The sequence below is a fragment of the Klebsiella sp. M041 genome, from assembly GCF_059759695.1.
The window spans coordinates 97,558-118,464 of the sequence record NZ_JCAXWU010000012.1 but is presented as its reverse complement, the minus strand read 5'-3'; the positions used below and the strand labels follow the sequence as shown (position 1 = coordinate 118,464).

At 57.4% G+C, this 20,907-nt stretch carries 19 protein-coding genes, 1 tRNA gene and 1 pseudogene; 11 read left to right on the top strand and 10 right to left on the bottom strand.

Annotation, left to right across the window (positions count from 1 at the left end; genetic code table 11):
* Nucleotides 1-2 precede the first annotated feature (2 nt).
* The 6 genes from exbD to AC6CWS_RS17120 all read left to right on the top strand — a co-directional run bounded on the left by exbD (nucleotide 3) and on the right by AC6CWS_RS17120 (nucleotide 5,564).
* On the top strand, nucleotides 3-428 hold the full coding sequence (exbD, locus tag AC6CWS_RS17145; protein ID WP_002916785.1) for a TonB system transport protein ExbD: 426 nt from the start codon (nucleotides 3-5) through the stop codon (nucleotides 426-428).
* Between the two features lie 204 nt (nucleotides 429-632).
* Nucleotides 633-2,051, top strand: coding sequence for a glycoside-pentoside-hexuronide (GPH):cation symporter (locus AC6CWS_RS17140; protein ID WP_065882661.1), 1,419 nt, complete (start codon nucleotides 633-635; stop codon nucleotides 2,049-2,051).
* Between the two features lie 13 nt (nucleotides 2,052-2,064).
* Nucleotides 2,065-3,588, top strand: coding sequence for a glycoside hydrolase family 43 protein (locus tag AC6CWS_RS17135; protein WP_080901389.1), 1,524 nt, complete (start codon nucleotides 2,065-2,067; stop codon nucleotides 3,586-3,588).
* A 106-nt stretch (nucleotides 3,589-3,694) separates the two neighbouring features.
* On the top strand, nucleotides 3,695-4,189 hold the full coding sequence (locus AC6CWS_RS17130) for a TIGR00645 family protein (RefSeq protein ID WP_004105804.1): 495 nt from the start codon (nucleotides 3,695-3,697) through the stop codon (nucleotides 4,187-4,189).
* A gap of 121 nt (nucleotides 4,190-4,310) precedes the next feature.
* Nucleotides 4,311-5,198, top strand: a complete 888-nt coding sequence (gene yghX / locus AC6CWS_RS17125; protein ID WP_004144560.1) for a YghX family hydrolase — start codon at nucleotides 4,311-4,313, stop codon at nucleotides 5,196-5,198.
* 78 nt (nucleotides 5,199-5,276) lie between these two features.
* Nucleotides 5,277-5,564 (top strand): DUF2623 family protein, encoded by a 288-nt coding sequence (locus AC6CWS_RS17120; protein ID WP_065882663.1) that lies wholly within the window; start codon nucleotides 5,277-5,279, stop codon nucleotides 5,562-5,564.
* 72 nt (nucleotides 5,565-5,636) lie between these two features.
* Here AC6CWS_RS17120 and yghU read toward each other — a convergent pair whose 3' ends face one another.
* Both yghU and AC6CWS_RS17110 read right to left on the bottom strand, forming a co-directional pair.
* Nucleotides 5,637-6,503: a glutathione-dependent disulfide-bond oxidoreductase gene (gene yghU, locus AC6CWS_RS17115; RefSeq protein WP_008806496.1), complete on the bottom strand. Its 867-nt coding sequence runs from the start codon at nucleotides 6,501-6,503 to the stop codon at nucleotides 5,637-5,639.
* A gap of 47 nt (nucleotides 6,504-6,550) precedes the next feature.
* Nucleotides 6,551-7,111 (bottom strand): DsbA family protein, encoded by a 561-nt coding sequence (locus AC6CWS_RS17110; RefSeq protein ID WP_004150918.1) that lies wholly within the window; start codon nucleotides 7,109-7,111, stop codon nucleotides 6,551-6,553.
* A gap of 20 nt (nucleotides 7,112-7,131) precedes the next feature.
* Here AC6CWS_RS17110 and AC6CWS_RS17105 point away from each other — a divergent pair, with 20 nt between their 5' ends.
* The 3 genes from AC6CWS_RS17105 to AC6CWS_RS17095 all read left to right on the top strand — a co-directional run bounded on the left by AC6CWS_RS17105 (nucleotide 7,132) and on the right by AC6CWS_RS17095 (nucleotide 10,527).
* On the top strand, nucleotides 7,132-7,254 hold the full coding sequence (locus AC6CWS_RS17105; RefSeq protein WP_032454061.1) for a hypothetical protein: 123 nt from the start codon (nucleotides 7,132-7,134) through the stop codon (nucleotides 7,252-7,254).
* A 76-nt stretch (nucleotides 7,255-7,330) separates the two neighbouring features.
* Entirely contained in the window at nucleotides 7,331-9,196 is a 1,866-nt protein-coding gene (gss, locus tag AC6CWS_RS17100) for a bifunctional glutathionylspermidine amidase/synthase (RefSeq protein ID WP_032454060.1), read from the top strand.
* Nucleotides 9,197-9,345: 149 nt separating this feature from the next.
* Nucleotides 9,346-10,527, top strand: a complete 1,182-nt coding sequence (locus AC6CWS_RS17095) for an aminotransferase-like domain-containing protein (protein WP_023291014.1) — start codon at nucleotides 9,346-9,348, stop codon at nucleotides 10,525-10,527.
* A 195-nt stretch (nucleotides 10,528-10,722) separates the two neighbouring features.
* On the opposite strand, the gene AC6CWS_RS17090 is transcribed toward AC6CWS_RS17095, so the two are convergent.
* The 3 genes and pseudogenes from AC6CWS_RS17090 to AC6CWS_RS17080 all read right to left on the bottom strand — a co-directional run bounded on the left by AC6CWS_RS17090 (nucleotide 10,723) and on the right by AC6CWS_RS17080 (nucleotide 12,145).
* The gene (locus AC6CWS_RS17090; RefSeq protein ID WP_004205204.1) at nucleotides 10,723-10,911 is read right to left on the bottom strand and encodes a hypothetical protein; all 189 of its coding nucleotides are present in this window, start codon (nucleotides 10,909-10,911) and stop codon (nucleotides 10,723-10,725) included.
* Between the two features lie 205 nt (nucleotides 10,912-11,116).
* Nucleotides 11,117-11,456 (bottom strand): annotated as a pseudogene (locus tag AC6CWS_RS17085) (hypothetical protein).
* An 86-nt stretch (nucleotides 11,457-11,542) separates the two neighbouring features.
* On the bottom strand, nucleotides 11,543-12,145 hold the full coding sequence (locus tag AC6CWS_RS17080; protein ID WP_065882664.1) for a short chain dehydrogenase: 603 nt from the start codon (nucleotides 12,143-12,145) through the stop codon (nucleotides 11,543-11,545).
* A 97-nt stretch (nucleotides 12,146-12,242) separates the two neighbouring features.
* Between AC6CWS_RS17080 and AC6CWS_RS17075 the strand changes: the two genes are divergently transcribed.
* Nucleotides 12,243-13,154, top strand: a complete 912-nt coding sequence (locus AC6CWS_RS17075; protein WP_065882665.1) for a LysR substrate-binding domain-containing protein — start codon at nucleotides 12,243-12,245, stop codon at nucleotides 13,152-13,154.
* On the opposite strand, the gene AC6CWS_RS17070 is transcribed toward AC6CWS_RS17075, so the two are convergent.
* The 4 genes from AC6CWS_RS17070 to AC6CWS_RS17055 all read right to left on the bottom strand — a co-directional run bounded on the left by AC6CWS_RS17070 (nucleotide 13,155) and on the right by AC6CWS_RS17055 (nucleotide 16,980).
* A complete protein-coding gene (locus tag AC6CWS_RS17070; RefSeq protein WP_065882666.1) occupies nucleotides 13,155-14,303 on the bottom strand; it encodes a trans-sulfuration enzyme family protein in 1,149 nt (382 codons plus the stop codon).
* Nucleotides 14,304-14,313: 10 nt separating this feature from the next.
* On the bottom strand, nucleotides 14,314-15,690 hold the full coding sequence (locus AC6CWS_RS17065; RefSeq protein ID WP_186924908.1) for a pyridoxal-phosphate dependent enzyme: 1,377 nt from the start codon (nucleotides 15,688-15,690) through the stop codon (nucleotides 14,314-14,316).
* A gap of 395 nt (nucleotides 15,691-16,085) precedes the next feature.
* Nucleotides 16,086-16,161, bottom strand: a tRNA-Phe gene (locus AC6CWS_RS17060).
* 105 nt (nucleotides 16,162-16,266) lie between these two features.
* Nucleotides 16,267-16,980 carry a DUF554 domain-containing protein gene (locus AC6CWS_RS17055; protein WP_023291007.1) on the bottom strand — a complete coding sequence of 238 codons (714 nt, stop codon included), beginning with the start codon at nucleotides 16,978-16,980 and terminating at the stop codon, nucleotides 16,267-16,269.
* A 419-nt stretch (nucleotides 16,981-17,399) separates the two neighbouring features.
* Here AC6CWS_RS17055 and AC6CWS_RS17050 point away from each other — a divergent pair, with 419 nt between their 5' ends.
* Nucleotides 17,400-19,538 carry an ornithine decarboxylase gene (locus tag AC6CWS_RS17050; RefSeq protein WP_065882667.1) on the top strand — a complete coding sequence of 713 codons (2,139 nt, stop codon included), beginning with the start codon at nucleotides 17,400-17,402 and terminating at the stop codon, nucleotides 19,536-19,538.
* Between the two features lie 43 nt (nucleotides 19,539-19,581).
* On the opposite strand, the gene AC6CWS_RS17045 is transcribed toward AC6CWS_RS17050, so the two are convergent.
* Complete coding sequence (locus tag AC6CWS_RS17045; RefSeq protein WP_498256428.1) at nucleotides 19,582-20,835, bottom strand: nucleoside permease; 1,254 nt, start codon at nucleotides 20,833-20,835, stop codon at nucleotides 19,582-19,584.
* Nucleotides 20,836-20,907: the final 72 nt, after the last annotated feature.

Below are 20,907 nucleotides of genomic sequence, written 5' to 3'. Positions count from 1 at the left end.
CTATGGCGATGCGTCTTAATGAAAATCTGGACGATAACGGCGAAATGCATGAGATCAACGTGACGCCGTTTATCGACGTCATGCTGGTTCTGCTGATTATCTTCATGGTAGCCGCGCCGCTGGCGACGGTCGACGTGAAGGTCAATCTGCCGGCCTCCTCCAGCCAGCCGCAACCGCGACCGGAAAAACCTATCTACCTGTCGGTGAAGGCGGATAAGAGCATGTTCCTCGGCAACGACCCGGTGACCGAAGCGAATATGATTAACGCCCTGGATAGCCTGACCGCCGGCAAAAAAGATACCACCGTCTTCTTCCGCGCGGATAAAACCGTCGATTACGAGACGATGATGAAAGTGATGGATACCCTGCATCAGGCGGGCTATCTCAAGATCGGGCTGGTGGGCGAAGAGACCGTCAAAGCGAAGTAACCTCCCCCTTTCCACTTTTCTCCTCAGGCTGGCCTTGCGCCAGCTTTTTAATAGGTGGCGCAATAACTTGTAAGACCAATCTTATAGATGTGTGACAACTTTCTCAGTTAACAGAAAACATAAACCCGATGCGAAAAATGACAATAGGATAGTTTTTATCCTGCCTCTACAGTGAATACCACTTCATCTGAGAGGGATTATATTGTGAATCACGATAATAAACTGTCATTTGCGGAGAAGCTGGGATATGGCATGGGGGATGCAGCCTGCGGTATCGTTTACTCTTCGGTAACCATGTTTCTGACATGGTTTTATACGGATATTTACGGGCTTTCTGCTGCCGCAGTCGGAGTGATGTTCCTGGTGACGCGGGTTCTGGATGCGATTACCGATCCGCTAACCGGCATTGTTGCAGACCGTGTAAAGACCCGCTGGGGCCATTTTCGCCCGTGGCTTATCTGGTTTGCCGTACCTTATGCCGTGCTGGCGGTAATGACCTTCACGACTCCGGAATTTGGCGCATCGGGTAAACTGGTTTATGCCTACCTGACCTACACCTTACTCATGCTGTGTTACACCTTTATCAATATTCCCTACTGCGCATTGGGCGGAGTCATTACGCGTGATGAGAAGGATCGCCTTTCAGCCCAGTCATATCGTTTTACGATCTCATCTCTGGCCGGTCTGATGGTTTCTGTCGCAACCCTGTTCCTGGTGGATTTTTTCGGTAAAGAAAATAAGCAGTTTGGTTTTCAGGCGACAATGGGAATCATGGGCGCGATCGCTATTGTAATGCTGGCTTTTTGCTTCTTCTCTACCAAAGAACGCGTGGCTCCAGCTGTTGAACAGCAGGGGAGCATACGCGAAGACCTCCGTCAGCTGCTGGCGAATGACCAGTGGCGTATTGTGGCGATAATTACTTTTTTCTCCAGTATGGCCGGGGTTATGCGCAGCGCCGCCACGCTCTATTATGCAACCTACCTGATGTTAGGCGGTGTGGAGTCAGCAGCGGGAACGGCCATGAAATCAGCATTTGTTTCCACCAGCGTCGTTGGCACGATTATCGGCAGCATCGCCGCCGGATGGCTGGCCAAGCGCTATCGCGCGGTATCGCTGTTTAAAAATATCAACCTCCTGCTGGTCCTTGTTGGCGTCGTAATGTTCTTTGTGCCGCCGACCTGGTTGCCGGTGGTGTTCCCTTTATACTTCCTGGTCGGCTTCTTCCATCAGATGTACCAGCCGTTTAAATGGAACATGATGGCCAACGCTGCCGATTATGGCGAATGGAAGTTTGGCCGTCGCATCACGGGATTATCCTATTCCGGTAATCTGTTTGCTTTGAAAATGGGCATGGCGGTTGCTGGCGCCGCCGTAGGTTTTTCGCTTGGGCTATTTGGCTATCAGGCGGGCGTAACGGAGCAGACTCCGCTGGCGACAATGGGAATTGTGGGACTGTTAACCCTCGGTCCATCACTATCTTACCTGCTCCTGTGGTGGCTGGCGCGTTTCTATAAGCTGGATGACAAAATGATGCAGACAATTCAGCGCGAGCTGTCCATGCGCCAGCAGCAGGGGCATTCAGAGACGCATTTGCCGCTAAACGCCGTTCCGGAAAAGGCCTGAGGAGATGCGAAATATGACCCCTTCTGAATACCAGAATCCTATCTTATGCGCCGATTATTCCGACCCGGATATCGTGCGCGTAGGCGATGATTTCTTTATGGTCTCTTCCAGTTTTAACCATGTGCCCGCTTTACCGATCCTGCATTCAACGGACCTGGTTAATTGGACTATCATCAACCACGTTATGGATGAACTGCCGCTACCTGGTTATGACCGGTATCAGCCGGGTAAGGGCGTATGGGCGCCGTCGATTCGCTGGCACGATGGCAAGCTGTGGGTCTGCTTCAGCACGCCCGATGAAGGTATTTTTATCTGCCATACCGAGGATCCGTGGGGGAAATGGAGCGCTCCGCACTGCCTGCGCGAGGCCAGAGGTTGGATAGATCCCTGCCCGTTCTGGGACGACAATGGTCAGGCCTGGTTGGTACATGCCTTCGCCCATAGCCGCAGCGGCATCAAGCATAAACTGCAGTTGTTTGCGATGGCGCCGGACGCCAGCGAATTGCTGGGCGAAGGGCAGATTATCTATGACGGCTGCTGCGATTTACCTACCCTTGAGGGGCCAAAGGTTTATCAACGCGCCGGTTGGTACTACATCTTTGCTCCTGCGGGCGGGGTTGAAAATGGCTGGCAGACGGTACTGCGCGCGCGCCAGATGACGGGGCCCTGGGAAGCCAAAAACGTGCTTTTCCAGGGAAACACCTCGATAAATGGACCACATCAGGGCGGCTGGGTGGAGGGTGAGGAGGGCGAATGCTGGTTTGTTCATTTCCAGGACTTACATCTCTATGGCCGCGTGGTTCACCTCCAGCCGATGTCCTGGGGTAACGATGGCTGGCCGCGTATCGGGGAGCAGATTGGCAACTGCGGCGTCGGACAGCCGGTTTTACGTTGGCCTCGTCCTAAAGGGTTAACGCCTTCACCGGCATTGGCGCCGCAAACCAGCGACTATTTTGCGCAAGGCCAACCGGGAATACAGTGGCAGTGGCAGGCTAACCCCAGCCCTGAGTGGCTGCTGCCGGCGGAAGGCGAACTTCGATTACGCTGCGTCCCATTATCCGAAGTCGATGGACAGAGAGCGTTATACTGGGCGCCGCAGCTGTTGCTGCAGAAATTCCCGGCGCTAACTTTTAGCGCGAAAACAAGCGTAACGTTATATGCCGCTCAGGACGGTGATGCCGGAGGCCTGATCGTATACGGCGAACGCTACGCCGCTTTGCTGGTGGAGTTTGGGCAAGGGAGTTACCGGCTCGTGTGGCGACACGGTTGGATGAGCGATGCGGGCGTGGTGCGCGAAACTCGTCAGGTTCTTGCTGAGCTTAAGTGCGGCAAGTGTCAGCTGCAGGTGGCTGTAGGCGAAGGCGGACTGTGTCAATTTTCCTGGCGAGCCGAGGAGGAGTGGCGGAAGGTTCCTCTTTGTTTTGCTGCCGGGAAGGGAAAATGGGTCGGCGCGAAATTTGGCCTGCTGGCTGCTTCAATGGTTGGCCTACAAAGCGAGGGCTACTCCGCTTTGCAGGACTTTGAGGTCATACTTTAAAGAAACCGTTTCTGGCCGCCTGCAGATGACGCGGGCGGCTGATGTTGCATAAGCGTTACCCTGTTGCGATATAATGGCGGCCGTTTATGTTAACTGACAGGATCTTATGGAACGCTTTCTGGAAAATGCTATGTACGCCTCGCGCTGGCTGTTGGCGCCGGTTTATTTTGGCCTCTCGCTCGGTCTGATTGCGCTGACCATCAAATTTTTTCAGGAGATCTTCCACATACTGCCGCATATTTTTAGCGTCAGCGAGTCGGATATGATTCTGACCCTGCTGTCGCTGGTGGATATGACCCTGGTGGGCGGTTTGCTGGTGATGGTGATGTTCTCCGGGTATGAAAATTTTGTCTCGCAGCTGGATATTAACGAGGGTAAAGAAAAACTCAGCTGGCTGGGCAAAATGGACGCGACTTCGCTGAAAAATAAGGTTGCCGCCTCCATCGTGGCGATCTCCTCTATTCACCTGCTGCGGGTGTTTATGGATGCGAAAAACGTCCCGGACAATAAGCTGATGTGGTACGTGATTATCCACCTGACCTTCGTGCTTTCGGCCTTTGTGATGGGCTACCTTGATCGTCTGACCAAAGTGAAACACTGATCCCTTCTCTCCCGGCGGCGTTAGCCGCTGGGCTGTTCCTCCCCGTTTTATGCTTTTCTGGGCTGGCGTATGTCCGGGCTTCTGCTTTGCTTAAAGAGCGCTTAACAACGGAGGCAGGGTGATGACGCGATTAACGGCCAAAGATTTCCCGCAGCAGTTGCTCGAGTATTATGACTACTATGCCCACGGCAAAATCAGTAAACGCGAGTTTCTCCAGCTGGCGGGGAAATATACTGTCGGCGGGATGACCGCGCTGGCGCTGTTTAATCTGCTGAAGCCCGACTATGCCCTGGCAGAGCAAGTACCGTTCACCGACCCGGATATCCGCCCGGAGTATATTCATTATCCCTCTCCTGATGGTCACGGCGAAGTGCGGGCTTACCTGGTGACGCCGACAAAAATAGCCGACAAAGCGCCCGCTGTGGTGGTGGTGCATGAGAACCGCGGCCTGAACCCCTATATTGAAGATGTAGCCCGGCGGGTAGCGAAAGCGGGGTATATCGCGCTGGCGCCGGATGGCCTGAGCGCCGTCGGCGGCTATCCGGGGAATGATGATGAAGGCCGCGCGCTACAGCAGAAAGTCGATCCCGTGAAGCTGATGAATGATTTTTTTGCGGCGGTCGCGTTTATGGCGAACTATCCACAGGCGACGGGGAAGGTCGGTATCACCGGTTTTTGCTACGGCGGCGGCGTCAGCAACGCGGCGGCGGTGGCGATCCCGGAGCTGGCCTGCGCGGTGCCGTTTTACGGTCGCCAGCCGCCGCTGAAGGAGGTTGATAAAATTAAAGCACCGCTGCTGCTGCACTATGCCGGCCTCGATAGCGGCATTAATGAAGGCTGGCCTGCCTATGAACAGGCGTTGAAGGAACACCATAAAGTCTACGAGGCCTATTTCTATCAGGGCGTGAATCACGGCTTTCATAATGATTCCACGCCGCGCTACGATCGGGCTGCGGCTGATCTTGCCTGGCAACGCACGCTGGCATGGTTTGAGAAGTATTTACGCTAGCGCAAACGTCATAAATAGCGCTACCGCTCGCTCAAAAAAACGCTATATAATTTATTATATAACGATTGGGAGGGCGCGATGGAAAATCATTTTGGCAAAGGCTTAATGGCGGGGCTACAGGCATCCTATGCTGACACCGCCGCGCATGCGGCGAATTTTTGCGCCGACTATAAACGCGGGTTTGTGCTCGGCTACTCGCACCGCATGTTTGAAAAAACCGGCGACCGCCAGCTCAGCGCCTGGGAAGCGAGGATCCTCACCCGTCGCTATGGCCTGGACAGGGATATGGTGATGGATTTCTTCAAAGAAGGTGGGTCGGGTATGGCGATGCGCTATTTTCTGGCGGGCTATCGGCTGGAAAGCTAAACAGGACGGCTTCGCAGGCGGAACCGTCCTGTGGTGGGAACCCTTTCCCGTCAACGGGAAAGGGTGAAGACCTTACGCCTGGCGCTTATCTTCCGTTTGGGTGTCAAAGTCGCGGGCGTCATGGCGCTCATGCAGCTGCTCATTGAGCGGGCCGTTGGTGCGGTTGACGATGCGTCCGCGCTTGACGGCCGGGCGGTTGCCGACATCCTGCGCCCAGCGCAGCACGTTTTTATAGCTCCCGGCGTCGAGGAACTCCGCCGCGTTATAGACATTGCCCAGCACTACGTTGCCATACCACGGCCAGACAGCCATATCGGCGATGGTGTACTCCTCGCCGGCCACATAGCGACCGCGGGCGAGCTGTTTGTCCAGCACGTCGAGCTGGCGTTTGGCTTCCATGGTAAAGCGATCGATCGCGTACTCGATCTTCACCGGCGCATAGTTATAGAAGTGGCCGAAGCCGCCGCCGAGGAAGGGCGCGGCGCCCTGCAGCCAGAACAGCCAGTTAAGGGTTTCAGTGCGGCCAGCGGGATCCTTCGGCAGGAAGAAGCCAAATTTTTCCGCCAGATAGAGAAGAATGTTGCCGGATTCGAATACCCGGGTCGGCGGCGTGGTGGAGTGATCGCTTAGCGCCGGGATCTTCGAGTTCGGGTTGATGTCGACAAAGCCGCTGGAAAACTGATCCCCTTCGCCAATGCGTATCAGCCAGGCGTCGTACTCCGCGCCGCTGACGCCCAGCGCCAGCAGCTCCTCCAGCATGATCGTCACCTTCTGGCCGTTGGGCGTGCCAAGTGAGTATAGCTGGAGCGGATGGGTTCCCACCGGCAGGACGCGTTCATGAGTCGCGCCGGAAACGGGACGGTTGATGTTGGCGAACGCGCCGCCGCTGTTTTGCTTCCATTCCCACACTTTTGGTGGCTGGTAGTTTTGCTCTGACATGCTGGTTTGCCTTTTTCGTGGATGTACAAAAAGTGTAGCAGGTGACCTCAGGCCATAATCCGCGCGGCCCACACGCTGACATCATCGCCGCTGCCCAGATCCGGCTGCACCAGACCATTGACCATAAAGGTCGGCGAGACATGGATGCCGTTCTGGCGGGCATATTTGCTGTGCCACTTGATCACGTCCTGCAGCTCCGGGCGGGCAAAGGCGGCCCCCAGCAGGACGTGACTGTAGCGCTCAATGCGTTCAATGATTTGCTGCGGCGTGGCGTTCATGTTCGGCCCGCTGCAGTGATCGGTAAATTCAAACTCTTCCCGATGGTCTGCCACGGCCTGCATCACCTTATGCGCCTGCTCTCTGCCATGCGGCAGGGTGGACGCGGCGAGGATGCAGCGGACAATCACCCCGGAGAACAGATGCCACGGCTGCGACTGCAGCCGTATCTTGATGGTTACGTTATCGGCGCCGACCTCATCGAGCAGATCGTCGAGTTTATTAAACGCGCGGACAGAGTAGGGGCAGGTGGGCTCAAGGAACACCTCAAACGTCCGCGGGCCGTGTCCCCAGACCAGCGGTTGGGCATTCAGATGCGAGGGTGTGCTCATTGTCGACTCCTGATGTTGCGTTGTTTTTTTGTTATATCACCGATAACGATATCACTTCTGCTTTCGGCTGCAGGGTTATTTTCCTTAACGGCACGATTAGCGAAACGAATGAGTGGTATCATCGTTACACCTCTGTCTGGTAAGTGCCTGCGGCAGGATAAGAAGAGGGAGTTTTGTTTCGCCAACTGCCCGGGCTGCATTTATTTGAGGTCAGGCTAAATGAGCAAAGGATCGACAAGCAGTGACGCCCCGTTTGGGACATTGTTAGGCTACGCGCCCGGCGGCGTGGCAATTTATTCATCGAATTACAGTAGCTTAAATCCGCAGGACTATCCGGATGACGCGACGTTTCGCAGCTACATCGGCAATGAGTATATGGGGCATAAATGGCAGTGCGTTGAATTTGCGCGCCGCTTTCTGTTCCTGACCTACGGGTTTGTCTTTACCGATGTGGGGATGGCCTATGAAATCTTCTCCCTGCGCTTTCTGCGCGAAGTGGTCAATGACAATATTCTCCCGCTGCAGGCCTTCGCCAACGGCGCCCGTCGTCCGCCGATCGCCGGTTCGCTACTGATCTGGCAGAAGGGCGGCGAGTTCAAGCACACCGGCCACGTCGCGGTGATCACCCAGCTTGTCGGCAATAAGGTGCGTATCGCCGAGCAGAACGTCATTCACTCGCCGCTGCCGCAGGGCCAGCAGTGGACCCGCGAGTTGACCCTCGAGGTCAACGCCGGCCGGTACACCATCAAAGATACCTTTGCCGATACCGAAATTTTAGGCTGGATGATCCAGACCGCCGATACCGAACACAGCCTGCCGCAGCCGGTGCTGCCGGGCGAGGCGATGGCGATCAAGGGCGCGCGGCTGCCGAACAACGGCCAGTTCCGCGGCAAATGGCTGAACGAGAAAGATCCGCTGCAGAAAGCCTACGTGGCGGCCAACGGCCATTTTATCAATCAGGATCCCTATCAGTATTTCACCATCAGCGAAAGCGCCGAACAGGAGCTGATTAAAGCCACCAACGAGCTGCACCTGATGTATCTGCACGCCACCGATAAGGTAATGAAGGATGATAACCTGCTGGCGCTGTTTGATATCCCGAAAATCCTCTGGCCGCGTCTGCGTCTCTCGTGGCAGCGCCGGCGTCATCATATGATCACCGGGCGCATGGATTTTTGCATGGACGAGCGCGGGCTGAAGGTGTACGAGTACAATGCCGACTCCGCCTCCTGCCATACCGAAGGCGGGCTGATCCTCGAGCAGTGGCTGAAGCAGGGCTACTACGGCACGGGTCACAATCCGGCCGAAGGTCTGCTCGATGAGCTGGCGGGGGCGTGGAAACACAGCCGGGCGCGGCCTTTCGTGCACATCATGCAGGACAAGGATCTGGAAGAGAATTACCACGCGAAGTTTATCCAGCGTTCGCTGACCCAGGCCGGTTTCGAGAGCAAAATTCTCTTTGGCCTTGATGAGCTGCGCTGGGATGCCGCCGGCCAGCTGATCGACGCCGACGGGCGGCTGGTCAACTGCGTCTGGAAAACCTGGGCATGGGAAACCGCCATTGAGCAGGTGCGCGAAGTCAGCGCCGATGAGTACGCGGCGGTGCCGATTCGTACCGGACATCCGCAGAATGAGGTGCGACTGATTGACGTCCTGCTGCGTCCTGAAGTATTGGTATTCGAACCCCTGTGGACGGTGATCCCGGGCAACAAAGCGATCCTGCCGGTGCTGTGGTCGCTGTTCCCGCATCATCGCTATCTGCTGGATACCGATTTTGTGGTTAACGACGAGCTGGCGAAAACCGGTTATGCCGTGAAGCCCATTTCCGGACGCTGCGGAAACAATATCGACCTGATCGGGCCTCAGGATGAGGTTCTGGATCAGACCAGCGGCCAGTTTGTCGATCGTAAGAATATCTACCAGCAGCTGTGGTGCCTGCCGAAAGTGGATGGCAAGTATATCCAGGTGTGCACCTTTACCGTCGGTGGTAACTACGGCGGTACCTGCCTGCGCGGCGATTCGTCGCTGGTGGTGAAAAAAGAGAGCGACATAGAGCCGCTGATCGTATTGAAAGATAAAGCGTGATGTGCTGACCCGGATAGCGGCTCGCGCCCTGTCCGGGGAGAGCGCAGAGACACGAGCCAGGATAGCCCGGTCCGGTAAGCGCCGCCGGGGAACACCTGCAACAAAGCCAAGATAATTAACACAACAACAAGACAGAAAAGGAAAATAGTATGCACGATCGGCGTCTCGCCGCCCGCGCGGGTGAACTCAAGCCCTCCGCCGTCCGCGAACTTCTCAAGCACAGTAAACTGCCGGGCGTGATCTCGCTTGGCGGCGGCATTCCGGCCCCGGAACTGTTTGATACCGAAGGCCTGGAGCTGGCGGTGCAGAAGGTGATGAGCGAGCGTTTTCATGACGCATTTCAGTATGGTCTGACCGAAGGCTACCCGCCGCTGCGTCAGGCGGTGAGTGAAATCTGCCACGCCCGTGGCGTGACCTGTTCAGCCGCTCAGGTCTATATCACCTCCGGCTCCCAGCAATCGCTGGATATCGTTGCCCGCACGCTGCTCGATCCAGGCGATACTATCGTCGTTGAGCGACCCACCTATCTGGCGGCGCTGCAGGTGTTTCAGCTGGCGCAGGCCAATATCCTCAGCGTCGATACCGATGATGACGGGATGCTGGTGGAGCAACTGGCCGACCTGCTGGAGACCACCCGCGTCAAAGCCGTCTACCTGGTGCCGACGTTCGGCAACCCCGGCGGTAAAACGCTGAGCGAGGCGCGTCGTCGCCGACTGGTCGAGCTGGCGAAAAAATATGACTTCGTCATTCTGGAAGACGATCCCTACGGTGAAATTAGCTTTACTGACGCCGTGCGACGTCCGCTCTATCAGCACGCCGTTGAGCTGGGCTGTGAAGATCAGGTGGTTTACACCTCGACGTTTTCAAAGATCCTCGCGCCGGGGATGCGTATCGGCTGGATCGTCATGCCGGACTGGCTGGCGCAGCAGACGGTGATCGTTAAGCAGGCGGCGGATCTGCATACCAATATGCTGTCGCAGGTGATCACCGCGGAATACCTCAGCCTGAACCGGCTGCAAAATCAGATTGCGTTGATTCGCGAAGACTATCGCAAGAAGTGCGTGGCGCTGGCCGACGCGCTGGAGAGTCGCCTTGGCGAGCATCTGGAATTCAGCCGCCCACAGGGTGGGATGTTCCTGTGGGCGCGTTTCCGTTATCCGTTCGATACCATGGCATGGATGAAGAAAACGCTGGAAAACGGCGTTGTTTACGTCCCGGGGGAAGCGTTCTATCACGATAATCCGGATACCCGTACTCTGCGCCTTTCCTACTCCACGGTGTCGGAAGCGGGGCTGCTGACCGCCGTTGAGCGGCTGGCGGCCTCCCTGTAACGACCCTGCTGTGCGCCGCTTAGCGGCGGCGCATCCTCTTCGCCTCAGTAGCGAGAGGGGGTGACGCTAGCGTTCAGCGCTGGGGTCACTCCGTATCGGCGATGCGATCATCCAGCCAGACCAACATCAGCGCTGCGAGAAAAGCCACCGCAAAGGTACCAATAAACAACCACATAGATGTCCCTCACGGGTTAATTATTTTGCTGATTTTACCGGAGAGCGATCGTTTCGGTCGGAGATGGAGATTTTTGTCCCAGCCGAATGGCTGGCGAGAGAGAAAAAGTCATCGGCATCAATATCGAAGTTAAGAATAATTTCCCTGTATTCCCCACCGTTAATTAACGCTTTGGCTTCTTTAACACTACTGGCAATAATGACAGGCATCAGTTTTATCTCATTTTGAAAACTGAGAAGCAAAATAAGAGTTAGTTCGTACCAGATCAACTACTTTTTATCGTATGCGACCGCAGAAAAAAACGTCATCCCGTGGCTCGGCGATAGGGGAGGATTTTGTGACAGCGATCGGCTCATCAACAGCGGGATCTTATCGGACGCTGGGACGGGCTGCTGTTTCGCCAGCCCGCCGGGATTATTCACCCTGCTGTTTTGCCCGTAATATCTCGCCGCAGCGCTGCCGGTCCTGACGCAGCGTCTGCTGTTCCTGCGGGCTGAGCTGATGCCAGGTGTCCAGCATCCGCTGCCCCAGCGCCGGCAGGTAATGCGCTTTATGCAGCGCGTAGTCAGAATTCCCCCCCCTCGACGATGTTTTGCATATCGTCGAGGAACTGGCGGCTGTCGTCATGATCGATCACGCAAAATACCGCCCGGTAGTAAGCTTCGTCTTCCTCGGTGTAATGCGGGGTGAACCACCAGACCAGCAGCGCGGTAAGCGCCAGCAGCGGGATAATAAAGGGTAATTTTTTCAACATCAGTTTTTCGGCCGGAGACAATCAGCCGTTAGTGTACCTGCAACGACGTCAGGATGTAAGCGCCGGCCCCGGCGGGCCGGCACGGGCTAGTAGCCGACCGGGTAAATGCGGCCGGTCTGCACTCCTTCAATGCTGCGGCGATAGGCCTGCGCCACGGCGGCGGCGGGGACGCTGGCAAAGCCCGGGAAAAAGTCGCCGTAGGCCGCCAGCGACTCGCTGAGCACGGTGGGGCTGATGAGATTAATGCGGATCCCGCGCGGTAGTTCGCAGGCGGCGGCGCGCACAAAGCCTTCCAGACCGGCGTTGACCGTCGTGGCATTGACGCCCTGAGCAATGGGTTCCTGCGCGACAATACCGCTGACCAGAGTAATCGACCCCCCGTCGCGCAGGAAATGCTGGCCGACCAGCGCCAGGCGAATTTGCCCCAGCAGCTTGTCCTGCAGACCGAGGTTGAACTGGCTATCGGTCATGGTGCTTAACGGCCCAAAGTGCAGATTGCCGGTAGTGGAGACGATGGCGTCTACTTTGCCGGTCTGCGCAAACAGCGCCTCGACGCTCCCCTGGGAGGTAATATCCACCTGATAATCCCCCCGGGTGCGGCCGACGCGGATAACGTCATGTCTCTGGCCCAGTTCTTCGCTGACCGCGCGACCAATGGTGCCGCTGGCACCGATAACGATAATTTTCATGGCTGACTCCTCGTGAGGTGAAAGCCTATTCTTTAATAAAACGAATATCGGATAAACTGGCTAAAAGTTAGAACATTACTAACCAGAGGTTAGCAATATGGATAAGCTGCGAGGGATGGAGACGTTTATTGCCGTGGTGGAGTGCGGCAGCTTTACCGGGGCGGCGTCGCGCCTGGGGCTGTCGGCGGTAATGGTCGGGAAATACATCGCCCAGCTGGAAACCCAGCTGGCGACGCGTCTGCTGGAGCGTAACACCCGACGCCAGAGCCTCACCGACGCAGGGCGGGTCTATTTTGACGAAGCGAAACGGGTGATGGAGCAGGTCTCCATCGCCGAAAGCGCCGTTGAGCGGCTGCGGCTGGCGCCCGCCGGCACCCTGCGGGTGAGCGCGCCCACCTCGTTCGGCGCCAGCGTGATCGCGCCCCTGACCGCCACCTTTCTGCAGGCCTGGCCAGCGGTCCGGGTGGAACTGGATCTGACCAACCGGATGGTCGATCTGGTGGATGAAGGTTTCGATCTGGCGATCCGCATTGGCGAGATCCATCAGGAGGATCTGGTGGCCCGCTATCTGGCGCCCTATCGGATGGTGATCTGCGCCGCGCCGGCTTATCTGGCGCGTTACGGAACGCCAGGGATGCCGGAAGATCTCGCCGATCATCTCTGCCTGTCCCATACGGTCTGGACCGCGCGCAACGAGTGGCGGCTGCCGGGCATGGAGGGGGAAGTGCGCTGGAAGCGCGATGCGGTTTTGCGCTGCAACGATGGCTATGCGCTGCGCCAGGCGGCGATCGCCGGGGCCGGGCTGCTGATGCAGCCGGAGGTGCTGCTGGCCGATGCGCTGGCCAGCGGCAGCCTGATGCGGGTGCTGGAGGCGTGGACCCCACAGCCGAGGCCTGTGCATCTGCTCTGGCGCCAGGATCGCCGGCCCCTGCCGAAGCTGACGCAGTTTATCGCCCACCTTCAGCAGGGAATGGCCGACGCGCTGGCGACGACCCGCGCGTCGGAATAATCACTCCTCCCGTAGCGCCTGCTGCCAGTCGGCAATCAGATCGTGAGGATCTTCGATCCCGACCGACAGGCGGATCAGCTGCGGCGTGATGCCGTTCGCCAGGCGCTTCTCCAGCGGGATCGAGGCATGGGTCATGCTGAAGGGCTGGCTCACCAGGCTCTCCACGCCGCCCAGACTCTCCGCAAGGGTGAACCAGCGCAACTTGCTGATGATGCGTTCGGCGTAACCGTCATCGCCCTTCACCACGACGGAAATCATGCCGCCGGGCAGGGCCATTTGCTGGCGCGCCAGCTGATGGTGCGGGTGCGAGGCCAGCCAGGGGAACCAGACTCGGTCCACCTCCGGCTGCTGTTCCAGCCATTCGGCGAGCTGCAGCGCGTTCGCGCTGTGTCGCTCCATCCGCAGCGCCAGGGTGCGGATGCCGCGTAGCGTCAGGAAGCTGCTGAACGGGTCGAGTACACCGCCTACCGCATTCTGCAGGTAGCCAAGCTTTTCCGCGAGCTCAGCGTTATCGCCAACCACCGCCAGGCCGGCGACGACATCGGAATGGCCGTTGAGGTACTTGGTCGCGGAGTGGACCACAATATCAAACCCATGCTCCAGCGGGCGATGGATCGCCGGCGAGGCGAAAGTGTTATCGGCGACGCTGATCAGGTTATGGCGGCGCGCGATGGCGGCGATGGCGCTGAGATCCGCCAGCTTCAGCAGCGGGTTGGTGGGCGTCTCCACCCAGATCATGCGCGTATCGGGGCGGATCGCCGCTTCAATCCCCGCCAGGTCGTCGGGTTTCACCCAGCTCACCTGCAGACCAGCGCTACGACGGCGAACGTTTTCCAGCAGGCGATAAGTACCGCCATACACATCATCGACCGCCACCAGGTGGCTGTCCTTATCCAGCAGCTCCAGCACGGTGGAGATGGCGGCCAGCCCGGAGGCGAACGCGTAGCCGCGCGTGCCGTTTTCCAGGTCGGCGATCGCCGTCTCCAGCGCGTGGCGGGTAGGGTTCCCGCTACGGGAATATTCATAGCCGGTATGCTGCCCCGGCGCCGGCTGAGCAAAAGTGGAGGTGGCGTAAATCGGCGGCATCACTGCGCCGTGGTTGTCGGTGAAGGTTCCGCTATGTACGCTCAGGGTGTGGATAGATGACATAAAAAATTCCTTATTGTGCGACTCGGTTACGCCAGGCGGTCAGTACATCGCTGCGGGTGACCAGGCCAAGAAAACGCGCGTTGTCAGCGATCACCGCCACCAGACCGCGATCGAGAATGGCCTGCAGTTCGCTCTCTGGCGCACGCTTATCGAGAGTTTCAACATGGCGGCTCATCGCTTCGCTAACCGGCAGAGAGAAGCGTTGGCGATCGCCCTTAACGTGGCGGATCAAATCCCACTCATCGACGATGCCGACCACGCGGCCATCCTCCAGCACCGGCAGCTGGGAGATGTCATACAGCCGCATGCGGGTAAATACTGCGGCCAGGGTGTCGTTCGGCGCGGCCGTGACGGTGGCGCCTTCGTCATGGCGCAGGGCGATAAAATCACTGAGATCGCCCTGTTCGGGGCGGGCGATCAGCCCCTGCTGGCGCATCCAGTCGTCGTTGAACATTTTTGACAGGTATTTATTGCCGCTGTCGCAGGCGAAGGTCACCACCCGCTTCGGACGGCTTTGCGCCCGGCAGTAGCGCAGCGCGGCGCTGAGCAGGGTGCCGGTGGAGGAGCCGGCCAGTACCCCCTCGACCTGCAGCAGCTGGCGCGCGGTGAGGAACGCTTCGCGGTCGCTGACGCGATAGGCGGTATGCACCCCTTCCAGCCTGGCCAGCGGCGGGATGAAATCTTCTCCAATCCCTTCGACCAGCCAGGATCCCGTTTCGCCGTAGCGTCCGGTATCAACCTGATCGGCAAGGATCGAGCCCGCCGGATCGGCGAGGATAAATTCCGTTTTCGGCGAATGTTCTGCAAACCAGGCCTGAAGCCCGCCCAGTGTGCCGCCGGAGCCAACGCCGACGACGATGGCGTCTATGTCGCCCTCCAGCTGCTGGAAAAGCTCCGGCGCGGTGGAGGTAGCGTGCGCCAGCGGATTCGCGTCGTTGTTAAACTGGTCGATGTAAAAAGCCCCCGGCGTTTCATCGGCAAGGCGGCAGGCATAATCCTGGTAGTAGGCCGGGTGGCCTTTATTGACGTCGGAGCGGGTGAGCAGCACCGTCGCGCCCAGCGCCCGCAGGTGAAAGATTTTCTCGCGGCTCATTTTGTCCGGCACCACCAGGATCAGGCGGTAATTTTTCTGCGCCGCAATCAGCGCCAGGCCGAGGCCGGTATTGCCGGCGGTGGCTTCGATAATTGTCCCGCCGGGCGCCAGTTTTCCCTGGCGCTCGGCTTCGTTAATCATCGACAGCGCGACCCGATCTTTAATTGAGCCGCCCGGGTTCTGATTTTCCAGTTTTAAAAACAGACTGCAGGGGCCGGTATCCAGTTTGTGCAACTGGAGCAGGGGAGTATGACCGATCAGGTCGCTCACGGAATGAAACAGTGACATAACCATTTACCCACTCGTTTAAGATATTTTTGCATGGTAGGTCTGTGAAATCGGTTATTTAAAGAATATTTCTCTGTCATTTAGCGCAAAATGGAATATAAGATGCTGTTTAGCCATCCGGAGGGAAAGCAGGGTAGCCACCTGGGCGGATCGATTGCCAGAAAAGGGCGTTTTTAGCCGCTTTTGGCGAAAAAAAGACGATTTTAATCAGCGTGTTATCTGATATCTGGCAATGTATTTGCGAAAAGATTCTATGGGGAACAGGCCTGCGCTTGCCGTTAAGTGGCAGCGGGCTGGCCAGGAGAAAAACGCAGCAGAGAAATCACGGGTTTACGCAGTTCGATGAAGAGTCCGGATGCAGAAAAGCAAAAACCCGCCTTTTGGGCGGGTTCTTTAAATAGTGGTGCCCGGACTCGGAATCGAACCAAGGACACGGGGATTTTCAATCCCCTGCTCTACCGACTGAGCTATCCGGGCAACGGGGCGCATTAAACCGTAATCGCCGCGCCTCGTCAACGAAATTTATCTGTTTTGCAGCAGACTGAACAATCTATCACCACATTGCGCTAAAAGCACGCGTCTTCAGGCAAAAAACAGCGTCCAGGCCGCTGAAATCGGCATCGCCAGCACCAGCGCAGGCAGCATATTCACCACGGCAAACATTTTTATTCCGCAGATGCGCAGCCCGGTGGCCACCAGCAGCATACCGCCGACGGCGCTGAAATCCGCCAGCATCATCGGCGTGGTGAGCGGCATAATGATCGCCGCGCAGGCCGCGAGGGTCAGCTGGATAAGCAGCATCGGCACGCTGATGGCGGCGACGGCAATGCCCAGGGTGCAGGCGAAAATGGTGGCGGTGAAAAAATCAAGAAACGCTTTGGCAATCAGAATGCTGGCGTCGCCGGTCATCCCTTCGCGCATGGCGCCGAAGACGCCGGTGCCGCTGGCGCAGAACAGGACGATAATCGCCACATAGCTCTGAATATAGGAGTCATGAGCCGAGGCCTTTTTCTTACCCTTCGATGACAGCAACTGCTGAAGCTGACTGACCAGCGTATTTATGCCTTTTTCCATATTGCATATTTCGCCGAGCAGCGTTCCCACCAGGGTCGACAGCACCATCACCGGCAGATTGGCGCATTTAATCACCAGTAAAATACCGATGCCTAATGACGCCAGGCCAAAAATTGAGGTCATGGATGTGCGGATCCGTTCCGGCAACCGCTGGCTGAGTAAGGCGCCTAACACGCCGCCGACCAGCACCGCGCTGGCATTAATAAAAGGTCCTGTAACCACGCTGACTCCTGTTAAATATCCCTGATAACCGACTGATTATGACGTTAACCCGCCGTGAAAGCTTGTGTATCCGTGATATAAGTGCATACGGTTTTCATCTTGCGCCTGTCAGGGAAAGGTGCCATGATTGCGCGAATTTTCTCCTCCCTGATATGAGGCCGCCGATGACGACACTGCCATTACCTCGCCAGCGACGCCGCGCACAGATGCGTGGGCTGCCTCATCTTGCTACGCTTACCCCTCCGTTCACCATGCGGTGAAGGACACGTATGCTCACTGTAGGGCAACAGTAAGATCGGACGCGTCTGCTTTTACTGATGTCCGGCGGTCGGAGCTGAATCCGTCAGACCCGGACACATCGTTGGGCAAGGTTTCCCTTGTCTGAGATTTTTACACTCCCGATACGGGCATTTGCGCTTATGAAATCCATGCACATTGCCGCCAGCTGCGAGCTGGTCACCCGCTTGTCCACCCACCGCCGCGTTGTGGCGCTGGACAGTACCGATTTTACCGATGTGGCGGCAGTCGTCATCACCGCGGCGGACAGTCGCAGCGGTATCCTTGCCCTCCTCAGGCGTAGCGGATTTAACCTGCCGGTCTACCTGCTGAGCGAGACGGCGGTCGATAAGCCGGAGGGGGTACAGGCGGTGATCGCCGGTAAAGATCAGGAGTGGCTCGAGCTGGAAGCGGCGGCCTGCGATTATGAAGCGCGTCTGCTGCCGCCGTTTTTCAATACGCTGACCCAGTACGTCGAAATGGATAACAGCACCTTTGCCTGTCCGGGACACCAGCACGGGGCCTTTTTCAAAAAGCACCCCGCAGGCCGTCAGTTCTATGACTTTTTTGGCGAAAACGTCTTTCGCGCCGATATGTGTAACGCCGACGTAAAATTAGGCGATCTGCTGATCCACGAAGGGTCGGCCAAGCATGCGCAGAAGTTCGCCGCGAAGGTATTTAATGCGGATAAAACCTACTTCGTCCTTAACGGCACCTCGGCGGCCAACAAAGTCGTGACCAACGCGCTGTTGACCCGTGGCGATCTGGTGCTGTTCGATCGCAACAACCACAAGTCAAACCATCACGGGGCGCTGATTCAGGCAGGGGCGACGCCTGTCTATCTTGAAGCCGCGCGCAATCCGTTCGGCTTTATCGGCGGCATTGACGAGCGTTGCTTTGATGAGCGCTACCTGCGGGATCTCATCCGTGAAGCGGCGCCAGAGAAAGCCACGGCCTCTCGCCCGTTTCGTCTGGCGGTGATCCAGCTCGGAACCTATGACGGCACGATCTATAACGCCCGCCAGGTGGTCGATAAAATCGGCCACCTCTGCGATTACATCCTGTTCGACTCGGCGTGGGTGGGCTATGAGCAGTTTATCCCGATGATGGCCGACTGTTCGCCGCTGCTGCTGGAGCTGACCCCGGACGATCCGGGCATTTTTGTCACCCAGTCCGTTCACAAGCAGCAGGCCGGTTTCTCGCAGACGTCGCAGATCCATAAAAAGGATAACCATCTGCGCGGCCAGGCGCGCTTCTGTCCGCACAAGCGGCTGAATAACGCCTTTATGCTGCATGCTTCCACCAGCCCGTTTTATCCGCTGTTCGCCGCGCTGGACGTCAACGCCAAAATTCACGAAGGCGAGAGCGGCCGCCGCCTGTGGGCCGAATGCGTGGCGCTGGGCATCGAGGCGCGCAAAGCGATCATCGCCAACTGTAAGATGATTCAGCCCTTTATTCCGCCGATGGTGGCGGGGCGCCCGTGGCAGGATCACCCGACCGAAGCGATCGCCCGGGAGCGTCGTTTCTTCAGCTTCGAACCGGGCGCGCGCTGGCATGGTTTCGAGGGCTATGCCGACGACCAGTATTTTGTCGACCCGTGCAAGCTGTTGTTGACCACCCCTGGCATCGACGCGGAGAGCGGGGAGTACAGTGAGTTCGGTATCCCGGCGACCATTCTGGCGCATTACCTGCGGGAAAACGGCATCGTGCCGGAGAAGTGCGATCTCAACTCGATTCTGTTCCTGCTGACGCCGGCGGAAAGCGCCGAAAAAATGGCGCAGCTGGTGGCGATGCTGGGGCAGTTTGAACAGCATATTGAAGCGGATACGCCGCTGGCCGATGTGTTGCCAACCATCTACAACAAATATCCGGTGCGCTATCGCGACTATACCCTGCGCGAGTTGTGCCAGGAGATGCACGATCTGTACGTCAGCTTTGACGTGAAGAGCCTGCAAAAAGAGATGTTCCGTAAACGGAGCTTCCCGCGGGTGGTGATGAATCCCCAGGATGCCAACCGCGAATTTATCCGCGGCGACGTGGAGCTGGTGCGTCTGAGCGAGGCGGAGGGCCGCGTCGCGGCGGAAGGGGCGCTGCCGTATCCGCCGGGGGTATTATGCGTGGTGCCCGGTGAGGTCTGGGGGGGCGCTGTGCTGCGCTATTTCCTCGCGCTGGAGGAGGGGGTCAATATGCTACCAGGCTTCTCGCCGGAGCTGCAGGGAGTATATAGCGAGACGGATCCGGACGGCATTAAGCGGCTGTATGGCTACGTGTTGAAGGGATAAAAAAATGCCCCGCCGAACAGGCGGGGCGTTTTACTTTTGCCGATCACGCGCTCTGCTGCGCGGCGGTCGGCTGTCTGACGTGTTTGTATTTGAACAGCGCTACGAAGGCAAAAGCCAGCGCCAGCGAATAGCCGGCGAAAATCAGCCACACGCTCTGCCAGTTAGTGATCCCTTCGACGGTAAAGTGCTCCACCACTTTGCCGCTCACCATGCCACCGAGAATACAGCCGAAGCCGTTGGTCATCATCAGGAACATCCCCTGGGCGCTGGCGCGGATTTCCGGGCGCACCTCTTTCTCAACGAACACTGAACCGGAGATGTTGAAGAAGTCGAAGGCGCAACCGTAGACGATCATCGACAGTACCAGCAGCACGGTGCCGAACGGCGTCGGGTCGCCAAAGGCGAACAGGCCGAAGCGCAGCATCCACGCCACGATACTCATCAGCATGACGTTCTTAATGCCGTAGCGGCTGAGGAAGAACGGGATGGTCAGGATAAACATGGTCTCGGAGATCTGCGAGATCGACATCAGCACCGAGGCGTGTTCGACGATAAAGCTGCCGGCAAACAGCGGAACTTTATCGAAGCTGTGCAGGAAGGTATTACCGAACATGTTGGTGATTTGCAGCTCGGCGCCGAGCATCATTGAGAAGATAAAGAAGATGGCCATGCGCTTGTTTTTAAACAGCGCGAAAGCGTTAAGCCCCAGCATCTCCGTCCAGCTTTGATTACGCTGGGCGTTAGCCACCGGGATCGTCGGCAGCGTCAGGGTGAACAGCGCCAGCAATACCGACAGCGTCGCACCGATGTACAACTGCATATGGCTCAGCTCAAAGCCGGAGAAGCTGACGCCCCACATGGCGAAGATAAAGCCGATAGTGCCCCAGATACGGATCGGCGGAAAATCGGTAACGATATCCAGCCCCGCCGACTGCAGGCGATAGTAAGAGATGGTGTTAATCAGCCCCAGCGTCGGCATATAGGCCAGTGAGTTGAGGAGGATCACGAGGAACATTTCGCCCGGCGTGGTGACCTGCGCCGCCAGATACAGCGTCAGCGCACCCACCAGGTGACAAACGGCATACACCCATTTGGCGCTAATCCACTTGTCGGCGACGATGCCGAGCAGCGTCGGCATCAGCACCGCGGCGATACCGAGTGAGCTATAAACCGCGCCGATTGCTGCGCCGTCAAACTTCAGGGTGACAAACATGTATGAGCCAAGCGTGGTAAGCCAGCTCCCCCAAAGACAGAACTGCAGGAACGACAGTATTTTGAGCTGCAGCTTAAGATTCATGTAGTTATCCTCACGAATGTGGGCTTGTTATGTTTTTAAAATAACATTAAACCCGTTATTTTGATGCGATTC

Coding starts and splice junctions, on each gene's coding strand:
- exbD (WP_002916785.1), top strand. CDS start 3: ATGGCGATGCGTCTTAATGAAAATCTGGACGATAACGGCGAAATGCAT.
- AC6CWS_RS17135 (WP_080901389.1), top strand. CDS start 2,065: ATGACCCCTTCTGAATACCAGAATCCTATCTTATGCGCCGATTATTCC.
- AC6CWS_RS17130 (WP_004105804.1), top strand. CDS start 3,695: ATGGAACGCTTTCTGGAAAATGCTATGTACGCCTCGCGCTGGCTGTTG.
- yghX (WP_004144560.1), top strand. CDS start 4,311: ATGACGCGATTAACGGCCAAAGATTTCCCGCAGCAGTTGCTCGAGTAT.
- AC6CWS_RS17120 (WP_065882663.1), top strand. CDS start 5,277: ATGGAAAATCATTTTGGCAAAGGCTTAATGGCGGGGCTACAGGCATCC.
- yghU (WP_008806496.1), bottom strand. CDS start 6,503: ATGTCAGAGCAAAACTACCAGCCACCAAAAGTGTGGGAATGGAAGCAA.
- AC6CWS_RS17110 (WP_004150918.1), bottom strand. CDS start 7,111: ATGAGCACACCCTCGCATCTGAATGCCCAACCGCTGGTCTGGGGACAC.
- gss (WP_032454060.1), top strand. CDS start 7,331: ATGAGCAAAGGATCGACAAGCAGTGACGCCCCGTTTGGGACATTGTTA.
- AC6CWS_RS17095 (WP_023291014.1), top strand. CDS start 9,346: ATGCACGATCGGCGTCTCGCCGCCCGCGCGGGTGAACTCAAGCCCTCC.
- AC6CWS_RS17090 (WP_004205204.1), bottom strand. CDS start 10,911: ATGCCTGTCATTATTGCCAGTAGTGTTAAAGAAGCCAAAGCGTTAATT.
- AC6CWS_RS17080 (WP_065882664.1), bottom strand. CDS start 12,145: ATGAAAATTATCGTTATCGGTGCCAGCGGCACCATTGGTCGCGCGGTC.
- AC6CWS_RS17075 (WP_065882665.1), top strand. CDS start 12,243: ATGGATAAGCTGCGAGGGATGGAGACGTTTATTGCCGTGGTGGAGTGC.
- AC6CWS_RS17070 (WP_065882666.1), bottom strand. CDS start 14,303: ATGTCATCTATCCACACCCTGAGCGTACATAGCGGAACCTTCACCGAC.
- AC6CWS_RS17065 (WP_186924908.1), bottom strand. CDS start 15,690: ATGGTTATGTCACTGTTTCATTCCGTGAGCGACCTGATCGGTCATACT.
- AC6CWS_RS17050 (WP_065882667.1), top strand. CDS start 17,400: ATGAAATCCATGCACATTGCCGCCAGCTGCGAGCTGGTCACCCGCTTG.
- AC6CWS_RS17045 (WP_498256428.1), bottom strand. CDS start 20,835: ATGAATCTTAAGCTGCAGCTCAAAATACTGTCGTTCCTGCAGTTCTGT.